Origin of the sequence: Streptococcus mitis (assembly GCF_003942765.1) — a bacterium.
In the GTDB taxonomy this organism is placed as follows: domain Bacteria; phylum Bacillota; class Bacilli; order Lactobacillales; family Streptococcaceae; genus Streptococcus; species Streptococcus mitis_BE.
Window position 1 is genome coordinate 1 of sequence record NZ_RJNW01000003.1, and the last position, 12,941, is coordinate 12,941.

The 12,941-nt window shown below is 40.4% G+C and carries 14 protein-coding genes and 2 pseudogenes; 15 read left to right on the forward strand and 1 reads right to left on the reverse strand.

Annotation, left to right across the window (positions count from 1 at the left end):
- The 4 genes and pseudogenes from D8849_RS05285 to D8849_RS05295 form a co-directional block, all read left to right on the forward strand.
- Window positions 1-1,287: pseudogene (locus D8849_RS05285) on the forward strand (SIALI-17 repeat-containing surface protein); the annotation flags it as partial.
- A gap of 90 nt (window positions 1,288-1,377) precedes the next feature.
- Window positions 1,378-1,491: pseudogene (locus D8849_RS10845) on the forward strand (LPXTG cell wall anchor domain-containing protein); the annotation flags it as partial.
- Window positions 1,492-1,730: 239 nt separating this feature from the next.
- Window positions 1,731-2,552 carry a phosphate ABC transporter ATPase gene (locus D8849_RS05290; protein WP_125386418.1) on the forward strand — a complete coding sequence of 274 codons (822 nt, stop codon included), beginning with the start codon at window positions 1,731-1,733 and terminating at the stop codon, window positions 2,550-2,552.
- A gap of 14 nt (window positions 2,553-2,566) precedes the next feature.
- A complete protein-coding gene (locus D8849_RS05295) occupies window positions 2,567-3,418 on the forward strand; it encodes an NAD(P)H-hydrate dehydratase (protein ID WP_125386419.1) in 852 nt (283 codons plus the stop codon).
- Window positions 3,419-3,442: 24 nt separating this feature from the next.
- Here the strand turns inward: D8849_RS05295 and D8849_RS05300 are convergent, their stop codons facing one another.
- On the reverse strand, window positions 3,443-3,628 hold the full coding sequence (locus tag D8849_RS05300) for a hypothetical protein (protein ID WP_001068558.1): 186 nt from the start codon (window positions 3,626-3,628) through the stop codon (window positions 3,443-3,445).
- A gap of 123 nt (window positions 3,629-3,751) precedes the next feature.
- Between D8849_RS05300 and D8849_RS05305 the strand changes: the two genes are divergently transcribed.
- The 11 genes from D8849_RS05305 to D8849_RS05355 all read left to right on the forward strand — a co-directional run bounded on the left by D8849_RS05305 (window position 3,752) and on the right by D8849_RS05355 (window position 12,909).
- Complete coding sequence (locus tag D8849_RS05305) at window positions 3,752-6,232, forward strand: bifunctional DnaQ family exonuclease/ATP-dependent helicase (protein ID WP_312023087.1); 2,481 nt, start codon at window positions 3,752-3,754, stop codon at window positions 6,230-6,232.
- Window positions 6,233-6,236: 4 nt separating this feature from the next.
- The gene (locus tag D8849_RS05310; protein WP_125386421.1) at window positions 6,237-7,460 is read left to right on the forward strand and encodes an FtsW/RodA/SpoVE family cell cycle protein; all 1,224 of its coding nucleotides are present in this window, start codon (window positions 6,237-6,239) and stop codon (window positions 7,458-7,460) included.
- A 10-nt stretch (window positions 7,461-7,470) separates the two neighbouring features.
- Entirely contained in the window at window positions 7,471-8,025 is a 555-nt protein-coding gene (locus tag D8849_RS05315) for a DJ-1 family glyoxalase III (RefSeq protein WP_020902237.1), read from the forward strand.
- A 220-nt stretch (window positions 8,026-8,245) separates the two neighbouring features.
- On the forward strand, window positions 8,246-8,536 hold the full coding sequence (gene rpsF, locus D8849_RS05320) for a 30S ribosomal protein S6 (RefSeq protein WP_001151778.1): 291 nt from the start codon (window positions 8,246-8,248) through the stop codon (window positions 8,534-8,536).
- Between the two features lie 11 nt (window positions 8,537-8,547).
- Entirely contained in the window at window positions 8,548-9,018 is a 471-nt protein-coding gene (gene ssbA, locus D8849_RS05325) for a single-stranded DNA-binding protein SsbA (RefSeq protein WP_004269791.1), read from the forward strand.
- A gap of 31 nt (window positions 9,019-9,049) precedes the next feature.
- Window positions 9,050-9,289, forward strand: coding sequence for a 30S ribosomal protein S18 (gene rpsR, locus D8849_RS05330; RefSeq protein ID WP_000068664.1), 240 nt, complete (start codon window positions 9,050-9,052; stop codon window positions 9,287-9,289).
- Between the two features lie 196 nt (window positions 9,290-9,485).
- On the forward strand, window positions 9,486-9,989 hold the full coding sequence (locus D8849_RS05335; protein WP_049510305.1) for a GNAT family N-acetyltransferase: 504 nt from the start codon (window positions 9,486-9,488) through the stop codon (window positions 9,987-9,989).
- A gap of 79 nt (window positions 9,990-10,068) precedes the next feature.
- Complete coding sequence (locus tag D8849_RS05340; protein ID WP_125386422.1) at window positions 10,069-11,469, forward strand: bifunctional Cof-type HAD-IIB family hydrolase/peptidylprolyl isomerase; 1,401 nt, start codon at window positions 10,069-10,071, stop codon at window positions 11,467-11,469.
- 1 nt (window position 11,470) lies between these two features.
- Window positions 11,471-11,833, forward strand: coding sequence for a S1 RNA-binding domain-containing protein (locus D8849_RS05345; protein ID WP_000689605.1), 363 nt, complete (start codon window positions 11,471-11,473; stop codon window positions 11,831-11,833).
- A 52-nt stretch (window positions 11,834-11,885) separates the two neighbouring features.
- On the forward strand, window positions 11,886-12,635 hold the full coding sequence (locus D8849_RS05350) for a tRNA1(Val) (adenine(37)-N6)-methyltransferase (protein ID WP_125386423.1): 750 nt from the start codon (window positions 11,886-11,888) through the stop codon (window positions 12,633-12,635).
- Window positions 12,625-12,909: a GIY-YIG nuclease family protein gene (locus tag D8849_RS05355; protein ID WP_033681555.1), complete on the forward strand. Its 285-nt coding sequence runs from the start codon at window positions 12,625-12,627 to the stop codon at window positions 12,907-12,909. The genes D8849_RS05350 and D8849_RS05355 overlap by 11 nt, the downstream gene beginning before the upstream one ends.
- Window positions 12,910-12,941 lie beyond the last annotated feature (32 nt).

Genomic DNA, 12,941 nt, shown 5'->3' on the forward strand with positions numbered 1-12,941 from the left:
GAACGCACTATCAAGAAGATCAGAGCCTACATCCAAGACGGAACTCAAAACTATCTTCGTGATGGTAAAATCCAAGTCAGCCAAGACGGTAAAACTTGGACAGATGTTGTGACAGTGGGAGATGGTGTAGCCAATAGTACACACGATGATTCATTGACAGATGGTTGGACACATGATTCTAAGATGCCAGGAAATCGTTACATCGAGGGTGAATTGACGACACCAGTCAAAGCCAACTATCTTCGTGTCNTCTATACAGCTGACTATGATGCTCGTTTTGTAGGATTTACAGAATTGGTGATCAATGATGGCGAATTTGTCAAACCAATCAATGATCCAACTGTAGAAGGAAACGGTGGCGAAAGCCGAGGCAACTTCTATACTAATCTCGTAGACGGAAAAGTCTTGACTAGCTACAAGGCGGAAAATGATAAGGGTGAAATGGTTTACCACTTGTCTGAACCAACCAATGCCAACCATCTACGCCTTGTTTCAAGCCTTCCTGAAGGAGCAAAAGCACGAGTTCAAGTTAGAACAATTAAGGATGGACAAGAAAGTTGGACAGATCTTGGTGCCATTACATCTAGTCTCCAAACCTTTGCTATCCGAAATGGTGGTTCTCTTCTAGATGTTAAACTGGTCTGGGAAGGTGGCAAGGCTGAGTTTTATGAATTGGCGAGCTTCTATCAAGAATTGACAGAAGAACCTGTTCAATCAAGTAAGGGTGAAGAACCAGCACCAGTGCTTGAGGTACCTGAGTTCACAGGCGGTGTGAATGAAGTTGAAGCCTTGGTCAATGAACTACCAGCCTACACAGGCCCAGTATCAACCGTAGGCGACCAAACTGCTCCAACAGTAGAGAAGCCTGAGTTCCAAGGTGGTGTGAATGCAGTTATGGCCTTGAAACATGAACTACCAGCTTATACAGGCCCAGTATCAACCTTAGGCGATCAAGCCACTCCAACAGTAGAGAAACCAGAGTTCCAAGGTGGAGTCAACTCCGTTATGGCCTTGAAAAACGAACTACCAGAGTACACAGGTCCATTGTCAACCGTAGGCGACCAAGCCGCTCCAACAGTAGAGAAACCAGAGTTCCAAGGTGGAGTCAACTCCGTTATGGCCTTGAAACATGAGCTACCAGAGTACACAGGTCCGGTATCAACCGTAGGCGACCAAGCCGCTCCAACAGTAGAGAAACCAGAGTTCCAAGGTGGAGTGAACTCCGTTATGGCCTTGAAACATGAGCTTCCAGAGTACACAGGTCCATTGTCAACCGTAGGTGATCAACCAGCACCGACAGTAGAAAAACCAGAGTTTAAACTAAGTTCGTTAGAAAAAGCTCAGACTCCAAAAGCACCAGTTCAAGTTGCCAAGGAAGACAAGAGATTGCCAGAAACTGGTGAGAGAGAATCTGAGACATCCATCTTCTTGGCAGGTGTTAGCTTGACCTTGTCAGCAGCACTATTAACTGTAAAACATAAAGAAGATTAGCCTGTACGTCTAATGACTTCCTATTTGTAGATATTAGTCGATGATTAAAAATTGCTTTCTTTTTCAACTATAGTAAGTTGATGGCATCTAAAAACTGGAGAAGACAATCATGGTCTTCTCCAGTTTTATATAGGTGTAAGCAAGAGAGGTGAATTGTGCCCCAAAAGTTAGACAGAAAAATAGTAATCCAAATTGCAAGGTGGGTACCTTTTTGTTGTATAATGGAGTGAGGTGATTAGATGATTTTAAAAATTTATAATGGGGAATATAGTTTACAATGGGATGGAATATACTACTTAGCACTAATTGATTATCCAAATATTCAAGAGTGGGAATTAGAAAAAATTGCTAAATTTATAGCTTACGAAAAACTTCATAAACGTCAAACAAGTATTGAGTGTGCTGATTCTTGTTTAAAAAAAGAAATTTTAGATTACATCTGTCAGCATCCCTTTCTGCCACCATTTACCCCTACAGATAAAAGAGTAGCCTCGACTTATGATCTATATAAGAGGTTAGTGACTTCGGACTACTGTAGTCATACTACGACTATAGATGCAGCGATTTCTATCTTTAAAACAGGTCAGCTCTTATCTGCTGTGAACGCCTTTGGGCGAGATGCTGAGGAGTTGGTTTTGGATAGTAGAAATGCTGCATCGGATCCGATAGATTATTTTGACTATGTCATGTTAGGGTGGTCAAATACAAGTTCTGGTTATCGATTAGCGATGGAGCGTTTATTAGGTCGAGCTCCTTCAGAGAAAGAATTACAAGACAAGTTTATTCCTGGAGTGAGTTTTCATTTTATCTATACAGATTTGATTAAAGTTACTGGTTATATTTTTGACGGCTACCATGTTGCAAAAATTAAGGACATATTGAATTTATTTAGTGAGTTGTATATTTGTATTATTCCAACTCATAATAAGAGCCAATTTGAAAATATTATTCCAACTAAAATACAAGATAGGGTGCATTATCTTGACTATGCTGGAGAAGACTTAGAAGAGTGGACTAAGAAAGTCTATCAAGTTATTTTAAAACAATCAGATAAAGGATAGTTGAGGAAAAAACGATGAAAGTGATTGATCAAACCTTACTAGAAAAAGTCATTATTGAACGTTCTCGTACAAGTCATAAAGGAAACTATGGTCGTTTGCTGTTACTGGGTGGGACTTATCCTTATGGTGGTGCCATCATCATGGCTGCTTTGGCAGTTGTTAAAAGTGGAGCTGGTTTGGTGACTGTTGGAACAGATAGAGAAAATATCCCAGCTTTGCACAGTCATTTACCTGAGGCTATGGCCTTTTCTCTTCAAGACCAGCAACTGTTAAAAGAGCAGTTGGAGAAGGCAGAAGTTGTCTTGCTCGGGCCTGGTTTACGAGACGATGCTTTTGGAGAAAGTCTAGTAAAACAGGTCTTTGCTAGCTTAAAAAAGAATCAGACTTTGATTGTAGACGGAGGGGCCTTAACCATTCTTGCTAGGACAAGTTTGTCGTTTCCATCTAACCAGCTTATCCTAACTCCCCACCAAAAAGAATGGGAAAAGCTGTCTGGTATTGCTATTGAAAAGCAAAAGGAAGCTGCAACGGCTAGTGCCCTGACTTCCTTTCCTCAAGGAACAATTTTGGTGGAGAAAGGTCCAGCTACTCCTATTTGGCAAGTTGGCCAATCTGATTATTACCAGTTACAGGTTGGTGGTCCCTATCAGGCGACTGGGGGAATGGGAGATACACTGGCTGGAATGATTGCAGGATTTGCAGGCCAATTTCGACAGGCCAGTCTCTACGAACGTGTGGCAGTAGCGACTCATCTTCATTCAGCAATAGCCCAAGAATTATCTCAAGAACATTATGTGGTCTTGCCGACGGAAATCAGCTCTTATCTGCCCAAAATAATGAAAAAAATATCTCAAAAAGGCACCTGATAGTTTCAGGCGCCTTTATATCTTTTAGAAAAATCCTTTAATCTTTCCAACGAGGCCATCTAGACCTTCAGAACCAGAAATCAACTGCTGAGCTTGAGAGAAGTATTCTCCAAGCTGTTCTTGATTTTCCGCAACAAATGTTTTTGCAGCTTCGAAATCTTTTGTTTCGATTAATTCTTTTACTTGGTTAAACAAATCTAATGGGTTCATCTTATTTCTCCTTTTCTATATAATACTATTCAAACATTTTATAAAAATTTTTTCAAGCAAAGAGATTTTTCTATCGAAGTTGAGGGGTGTCAAACAGGGCTTTTTTTGATATAATTTTTAATGATGAATTCGAGAACTAATCGGTATGTGGTTGTTGATTTAGAGGCCACTAGCACCGGAAGCAAGGCAAAAATTATTCAAGTGGGTATTGTGGTGATTGAAAATGGCGAAATCGTCGATCAGTATGGGACTGATGTCAATCCCCATGAGCCCTTGGATTCTCATATAAAAGAATTAACAGGTTTGACTGATCAACGGTTGGCAGTTGCTCCAGAGTTTTCACAGGTAGCTGGAAGGATTTTTGAACTGGTCAAGGATGGTGTTTTTGTCGCGCACAATGTACAGTTTGATGCAAATCTTCTGGCAGAGTACTTATTTTTTGAAGGTTATGAATTGAGAACTCCACGAGTAGATACCGTTGAGTTAGCACAGGTTTTGTACCCTCAGTTTGAAAAGTACAATCTCGGCATTCTCTGTCAAGAATTAGGGATTAAGTTAGACCACGCCCACACCGCTCTCTCTGATGCACAAGCAACAGCAGAGCTTTTGCTTTTTATGCGTCAAAAACTTTTTCAGTTACCAAAAGGACTTTTAGAAACCTTGTTAAATCTTGCGGATAACCTCCTTTATGAAACTTATTTAGTGATTGAAGAAGTATATCAGCGACAGTCCCTCCTTTCTGCTCACGATTTGATGGAGTTCCATGGACTCTTTCTAAGAAAGAAAAGTAAGTTTTTAAAACCACGTAAGCTATCTAAGGATTTTACTAAAAATATTTCCTTATTAGACTTGGATGAACGTCCTCAGCAAGTTGAATTTGCAGAAAAAGTTGAGCATCTTTTAAAAGAACAGAAAACTGCTTTTATTCAAGCTCAAACGGGACTTGGAAAGACTTATGGTTATCTACTGCCAGCTTTGAGCATGGAAAGTGAAGGTGGCATCCTTGTTAGTGTTCCTACCAAAATCCTTCAAAATCAAATTATACAAGAAGAAGGAAGTCGATTAAAAGATACTTTTCATATTGATATTCATAGTCTTAAGGGACCTCAAAATTATTTGAAACTCGATAATTTCTATAAAGTACTTCATAGGCCAGAGTCTAACCGCCTATTCACACGTTTTAAAATGCAAGTCTTGATTTGGTTAACAGAGACAGAAACAGGTGACTTAGATGAAATCGGGCAGCTGTATCGTTATCAACATATTATACCTGAACTTGTACATGATGGAAAACTTTCAAAAAAAAGTTTATTTAGTTCTGAGGACTTCTGGCAACGCAGTCAAGATAGGGCTAAATCGAGTCGCCTTTTGTTAACCAATCACGCTTATCTGGTAACACGTTTAGAGGACGATCCAGAGTTTGTCAACAATCGCTTGGTAATCATAGATGAAGCTCAAAAAATGCTGATTGCCCTTGAAAATCTCGCCCAAGAGTCTTATCTTCTCGATGATTTAGTAACACAAGTTGAAAAGTCCTTGGAAACAGAAAAAGATCTTATTCAGAGACGGTTGCTTGAGAGTATCGGGTTTGAATGTCGCTATTTGATAGATCAGTTTTACTCAGGACTTAAGAATGACAATTGGTTAGATTCTCTTGAAACCTTACGCCAGCATTTTTCTGAGTTAAATCTTCCCGAGTATAGAGATATGACGCATTTTTTTACATCGGACCGTGAATTTTGGCTGGCAACAGCTGAGAAGTCAAGTAAGGATGTCTTAATCTGCTCAAGTAAAAAAGGTCGCTTCCTACTAGCAGATTTATTGCCAGAAGATTGCAGAGTGCTTGGCATATCTGCCACTCTTGAAATCAGTAATAGGGTTTCTTTAGCGGACTTATTAGGATTTACTGAAGCTCCACTTATTACAGTTAAATCTTTACAACAGAAGCAGCAAGAAGTTCTATTAGTAAATGATTTTCCGTTAGTAACTGAACATTCTCCTTTAGATTATGCAGAAGAGGTTACATCAGTTATCCATTCCTTACAGGCGTTTCAAGAGCCTTTGCTTGTTCTATTTACGTCGAAAGAATTACTGTTAGCAGTGTCAGATTTACTAGACCATCCTCATTTAGCCCAATATAAAAATGGGGAACCCAGTCAGCTGAAGAAACGTTTTGAAAAAGGAGAGCGACAAATCTTACTTGGAACAGGAAGTTTCTGGGAGGGGGTTGATTTTTCTACCCATCCTTGCGTTATTCAAGTAATTCCTCGATTGCCTTTCCAAAATCCCCAAGAACCTTTAACACGAAAATTAAATCATGAATTGCGTCAGGAAGGGAAGAATCCTTTCTATGATTATCAGCTGCCAATGGCCATTATTCGTCTCAAACAGGCTTTGGGTCGAACAATTAGAAAAGAGGAACAAGCTTCCATTGCTGTGATATTGGATAGTCGAGTTGTTCATAAACGATATGGTAAACAGATTAGACAAGCTTTAGCGAAGGAAAGAACTATCAGAGAGGTGAATAGAAAACAGATTACCTCTGCTGTTATTGATTTCCTCCAAAACAACAAAAATGAAAAATCTAAGAAAGAGAAAAGGTGAATATATGAAACGTTCTCTCGACTCTAGAGTCGATTATAGTTTGCTCCTGCCAGTATTTTTTCTACTGGTTATTGGCGTGGTGGCTATTTATATAGCCGTTAGTCATGATTATCCAAACAATATTCTGCCCATTTTAGGGCAGCAGGTCGCTTGGATTGTCCTAGGGCTTGTGATTGGTTTTGTGGTTATGCTCTTCAATACTGAATTTCTTTGGAAGGTGACCCCCTTTCTGTATATTTTAGGCTTGGGACTTATGGTTTTGCCGATTGTCTTTTATAATCCAAGTTTAGTTGCATCAACGGGTGCTAAAAACTGGGTATCGGTAAATGGTGTTACCTTGTTCCAGCCGTCAGAATTTATGAAGATATCATACATCCTCATGCTGGCCCGTGTCATTGTCCAATTTACAAAGAAGCATAAGGAATGGAGACGTACAGTTCCGCTGGACTTCTTGTTGATTTTCTGGATGATTCTCTTTACCATTCCAGTCCTAGTTCTTTTGGCACTTCAAAGTGACTTGGGGACGGCTTTGGTTTTTGTAGCCATTTTCTCAGGAATCGTTTTATTATCGGGGGTTTCTTGGAAAATTATTATCCCAGTATTTGTGACTGCTGTAACAGGAATTGCAGGTTTCTTAGCTATTTTTATCAGCAAGGACGGTCGGGCTTTTCTTCATCAACTGGGAATGCCGACCTACCAAATCAACCGTATTTTGGCTTGGCTCAATCCTTTTGACTTTGCCCAAACAACCACTTACCAACAGGCTCAAGGGCAGATTGCGATTGGTAGTGGAGGATTGTTTGGACAAGGTTTTAATGCTTCTAATCTGCTTATTCCAGTTCGAGAGTCGGATATGATTTTCACGGTGATCGCAGAAGATTTTGGCTTTATTGGCTCTGTCCTTGTTATCGCCCTTTATCTCATGCTGATTTATCGTATGTTGAAGATTACTCTTAAATCAAATAATCAGTTCTACACCTATATTTCCACAGGTTTGATTATGATGTTACTCTTCCATATCTTTGAGAATATCGGTGCTGTTACTGGTTTGCTTCCTTTGACGGGTATTCCCTTGCCTTTCATTTCTCAAGGGGGGTCGGCTATTATCAGTAACTTGATTGGTGTGGGCTTACTTTTATCTATGAGTTACCAGACAAACCTAGCTGAAGAAAAGAGCGGAAAAGTCCAATTCAAACGGAAAAAGGTTGTATTAAAACAAATCAAATAAGGAGAAAATCATGGTAAAAGTAGCAGTTATGTTAGCTCAGGGCTTTGAAGAAATTGAAGCTTTGACAGTTGTGGATGTTTTGCGTCGGGCAAATATCACTTGTGATATGGTTGGGTTTGAAGAGCAAGTGACTGGTTCGCATGCAATCCAAGTAAGAGCAGATCGTGTCTTTGATGGTGATTTATCAGACTATGATATGCTTGTCCTTCCTGGTGGCATGCCTGGTTCTGCACATTTGCGGGACAATCAGGCCTTGGTTCAAGAGTTGCAAAGCTTTGAGCAAGAAGGAAAAAAACTAGCAGCCATTTGTGCTGCGCCAATTGCCCTCAATCAAGCAGGGCTATTGAAAAACAAGCAGTACACTTGTTATGACGGCGTTCAAGAGCAAATTCTTGATGGTCACTACGTCAAGGAAACAGTAGTGGTAGATGGTCAATTGACAACCAGTCGAGGCCCTTCAACAGCCCTTGCCTTTGCCTACGAGCTGGTAGAGCAATTAGGAGGAGATGCAGAGAGTCTACGAACAGGAATGCTTTATCGAGATGTATTTGGTAAAAATCAGTAAAACGGATCCATAATTTCTAGAGAGTGGTAAATGTTAAAAATATTATATCTCTAGCTATAGAGTTGTATTTTTGAGAAGATGATTCGTCATCTTCTTTTTATATTTCGGTGTTTTTACTTGCGTAAAAAAATGTTTTCTAGTATAATAGTTTATTGTGAGCGAACCTCACTTACCCCTTGCAAAGTCTTGGGGTCATTAGACCAAAAGGAGGAACATATCAATGGCTAAATACGAAATTCTTTATATCATTCGTCCAAACATTGAAGAAGAAGCTAAAAACGCTTTGGTAGCACGTTTTGACTCTATTTTGACTGACAACGGTGCAACTGTTGTTGAATCAAAATCTTGGGAAAAACGCCGTCTTGCATACGAAATCAAAGATTTCCGTGAAGGACTTTACCACATCGTTAACGTTGAAGCAAACGACGATGCAGCTCTTAAAGAGTTTGACCGTCTTTCAAAAATCAACGCTGACATTCTTCGTCACATGATCGTCAAAACTGACGCGTAAGAAGGTAAACTATGATTAACAATGTTGTACTTGTAGGGCGTATGACACGTGACGCTGAGTTGCGTTATACCCCATCAAATGTAGCAGTTGCGACTTTTACTCTTGCAGTAAACCGTACATTTAAGAGTCAAAATGGCGAACGTGAGACTGATTTTATCAATGTCGTTATGTGGCGCCAACAGGCTGAGAACCTTGCTAATTGGGCTAAAAAAGGGTCACTTATCGGGGTGACAGGTCGTATCCAGACTCGTAGTTACGATAACCAGCAAGGACAACGTGTCTACGTGACAGAGGTCGTGGCTGAGAATTTCCAAATGTTGGAAAGCCGTAGTGTGCGTGAGGGTCACACAGGTGGAGCTTATTCTGCACCGACTGCAAACTATTCAGCACCTACAAATTCAGTACCAGACTTTTCACGTGATGAAAATCCATTTGGAGCAACAAATCCATTGGATATTTCAGATGATGATTTACCATTCTAATGGACAACTAAAATTATAAAGGAGAAAAAACATGGCTCAACAACGTCGTGGCGGATTCAAACGCCGTAAAAAAGTTGATTACATCGCAGCAAACAAAATTGAATATGTTGATTACAAAGATACTGAGCTTCTTAGCCGTTTCGTTTCAGAACGTGGGAAAATCCTTCCTCGTCGTGTAACAGGAACTTCAGCTAAAAACCAACGTAAAGTAACAACAGCTATCAAACGCGCTCGCGTAATGGCTTTGATGCCTTTCGTAAACGAAGATTAAAGAAAAGACCCGGTTGGGTCTTTTTTTCACGAGCCTTGAAATGTGAGAGCGAGTTTGGGTCAAGTGGACCTCTTTTTCATGAGCTTGAAAATAAGAAAGCGAATTAAAGCCCGGTTGGTTTTTTTCACGAGATAGTTTTTTCTGACCTTGGCGTGCTCTAATGGTAATAGAAAGAGTAAAGGTGGGTAAGTCAAAGATGAATTGTACGATTAGAAATATGATTAAGTCTGATATTGAATCCTTGTCTCATGGATTTATGAATCAAGGTTGGACTGGTAGAGAGGAAATTTTGGCTAGATATTTTCTGGAACAGGAAAGTGGGGAGAGAGAAGTCTTAGTTGCAGAGATTGATGGTGCTGTAGCGGGCTACGTTACCATTTTGCCCTCTGCTAAACATGGTCCTTTTGCAGAAGTATATCCAGAATTATCAGATTTTAATGTGTTTGAGCCTTTTCGAAATCAAGGGATTGGGAATCAACTGCTAGAAGAAGCAGAAAAACGAGTCAAGTTTGTTTCGAGTAAGGTCACTCTTGGTGTAGGTTTGCACTCAGGCTATGGCCCTGCCCAGAGATTGTATATCAAACGAGGCTATATTCCAGATGGGACAGGTGTCTGGTATAGAAATAAACCCTTGGAAATGAATGCAACTAGCCAAAATAATGATGATTTAGTTTTATACTTATCCAAGGACTTACAATAAAACTGGAAACTTTTTGAAAATAGGGGATTTAGCTACTTTATGGTATAATGGAAAGAGTTAGATTGAAAGAGGTAGTGAGATGGATGCCAAATTAAGATACAAGGCAAAGAAAATCAAGATTGTCTTTTTTGATATTGATGATACATTGCGGAATTCCAAGACTGGTTTTATTCCAGCTTCAATCCCAACTGTTTTTAAGCAATTGCGTGAAAAAGGAATCTTGACAGGTATTGCTTCTGGACGAGGGATTTTTGGTGTCGTTCCGGAGATTCGTGAGCTCAAGCCTGACTTTTTTGTAACCTTAAATGGGGCCTACATTGAAGATAAAAAAGGTCAGGTCATTTATCAACATCAGATTGCCAAAGAAGATGTGGAAGAATATATCTCTTGGGCAAAGCAAGAGGGAGTTGAGTATGGCTTGGTTGGGAGTCATGATGCCAAGTTGTCGACTCGCACCGATATGATTAGTGAAGCGATCAATCCAATTTACCCTGATTTGGCTGTAGATCCTAATTTCCATGAAAAAGAAGATATCTATCAGATGTGGACTTTTGAAGATAAAGGAGATGACTTGCACTTGCCTGACAGTCTCTCTGACAAGCTTCGCATGGTTCGTTGGCATCAACATTCGTCTGATATTGTGCCGATTTCAGGCTCCAAAGCGACGGGTGTGGAAAAGGTTGTGGAACACCTTGGCTTGAAACCAGAGAATGTCATGGTCTTTGGAGATAGCCTCAACGACTTGGAACTCTTTGATTATGCTGGAATCAGCGTTGCCATGGGAATTTCTCATGATAACATCAAAGAAAAAGCAGATTATATTACAAAAACATTAGAAGAAGATGGCATTTTTGATGCCTTAGAAGGATTTGGTATGGTAGAAAAAGAATTGCATTTTCCACAAGTAGACATTGAAACAGTAGAAGGTCCTATCGCGACTATTAAGACCAATCACGGAGACTTGCGCATCAAGCTCTTCCCTGAACATGCTCCTAAAACAGTGGCTAACTTTGTAGCTCTTTCAAAAGATGGTTACTATGATGGTGTCATTTTCCATCGTATTATCAAGGACTTTATGATTCAAGGTGGAGACCCAACTGGTACTGGTATGGGTGGCGAGTCAATCTACGGCGAATCATTTGAGGATGAATTCTCAGAAGAACTTTACAATGTCCGTGGTGCCCTTTCTATGGCCAATGCTGGTCCAAATACCAACGGTAGCCAGTTCTTTATTGTGCAAAATCAACATTTGCCTTATTCTAAGAAAGAAATTGCTCGTGGTGGTTGGCCAGAACCGATTGCGGAAATCTATGCCAACCAAGGTGGAACTCCTCATCTAGACCGCCGTCACACTGTATTTGGTCAGCTAGCTGATGAAGCTTCTTACGCTGTTTTAGATGCCATTGCTGCTGTTGAGACAGGGGCTATGGACAAGCCAGTTGAAGATGTCGTGATTGAAACAATTGAAATCGAGGACTAAGATGAAAATCGGTGATAAGCTAAAGGGCCGTATTACAGGGATTCAGCCCTACGGTGCCTTTGTTGAGCTAGAAACGGGTGATACGGGGCTGATTCACATTTCAGAGATTCGGACAGGCTTTATTGAAAATATCCAAGAAGCCTTGAAAGTCGATGAAGAGGTTCAGGTTCAGGTAGTGGATTTAGATGAATTTACAGGGAAAGCCAGTCTTTCTATCCGCACTTTGGAGGAAGAAAAGCACCAGTTTCCGAGACGGAGACGCTTTTCAAGCGACCGTTTTAACTACGGCTTTGCGCCTCTCAAACGAATGATGCCAATTTGGACCAAGGAAGCTCTCCAACATTTGAAGAATCAGAAGCACTAGTTAGAAATCTCTATCTTTTGTAATGTTAATATAAATTTGCTATAATAAGACCATGGAAGAAGAACAATTATTAAAATCAGGAGAGCGCATTAACCAGCTCTTTTCGACAGATATTAAAATCATTCAAAATAGAGAGGTTTTTAGCTATTCGGTGGATAGTGTTCTCTTGTCACGTTTTCCACGTTTTCCTAAAAAGGGCTTGATAGTGGATTTTTGTGCTGGGAATGGAGCGGTGGGGCTATTTGCTAGCACTCGTACTCAGGCAAAGATTTTGGCTGTTGAGATTCAGGAGCGTTTGGCGGATATGGCTGAACGCTCTGTCCGTTTGAATGGTTTGGAAGAGCAGATGGAGGTCATCTGTGATGATTTGAAAAATATGCCTGCTTACATTCAGGGAAGTAAGGTAGATATGATTTTGTGTAATCCGCCCTATTTCAAGGTGGATCCTCATTCCAATCTGAACGAGAGTGAACATTATCTTTTGGCGCGCCATGAAATCACGACCAATTTGCAGGAAATCTGTCGCAGTGCCCAAAGTATTCTAAAGTCCAATGGGCGTTTGGCCATGGTTCATCGTCCTGATAGACTTTTAGATATCTTGGATATGTTGCAGCGGCACAATCTAGCTCCTAAACGCCTACAGTTTGTTTATCCAAAGCGGGAAAAGGAAGCCAATATGCTATTGATTGAGGCTATCAAGGATGGCTCGACAAGTGGCTTTAAGGTCTTGCCACCTCTCATTGTCCACAATGATGATGGCTCTTATACGCCTGAACTTGAAGAGATTTATTATGGATCATAAGGCTTATATGTATGTGCTGGAGTGCCGTGATGGTTCCTACTATACGGGTTATACAACTGATGTGAGAAGACGCCTCGCTATCCACAATAGTGGGAAGGGAGCCAAATACACACGAGCACGCTTGCCAGTCAAACTTATCTATGCTCAAGGTTTTGCCAGTAAGGAAGAAGCCATGTCGGCAGAAGCCCTTCTCAAGCGTAAGAAGAGACCACAGAAGGAGCAATTTTTATCTGAAAATCAAGATAGAAATTTACTCAGTTATTTTGAAGAGTAGCGGGGAGTCCTTTGACTCCTCTTACTTTTGTC